The organism is Streptomyces sp. P17 (assembly GCF_032436805.1).
In the GTDB taxonomy this organism is placed as follows: domain Bacteria; phylum Actinomycetota; class Actinomycetes; order Streptomycetales; family Streptomycetaceae; genus Streptomyces.
In genome coordinates this window covers 1-256 of sequence record NZ_JAVRBF010001134.1, presented here as the reverse complement: position 1 = coordinate 256, position 256 = coordinate 1, and the positions used below count along the sequence as shown (strand labels likewise).

1 protein-coding gene is annotated in these 256 nt (G+C 44.5%); it reads left to right on the top strand.

Translation table 11 applies throughout. The features are described 5' to 3' along the window. Window positions 1-256, top strand: a 256-nt coding sequence (locus RMT89_RS44180) for an endonuclease (protein ID WP_315889396.1), incomplete at both ends; no start/stop codon positions are given.

Sequence of the window (256 nt, the reverse complement as noted above, 5' to 3'; positions counted from 1 at the left end):
CAACGCTCAGGCAAAGGCAATTTAGGGCGAAATAACTGGAACCGAGAACATGTCTGGCCAAGGTCAAAAGGAGGATGGAACACCAGTTCATCCTACGCTGACACTGATATTCATCACCTTCGTCCCGCAGATGAGGGAATAAACAATGAACGAGGTAATTTTGAGTTTTATGAAGGTGGTGTCGCGACCAATGAATCACCCAATGTCGGTAATAAAAAAGATACCAGTAAGAAAACTTTTGAGCCACGTGATGAGG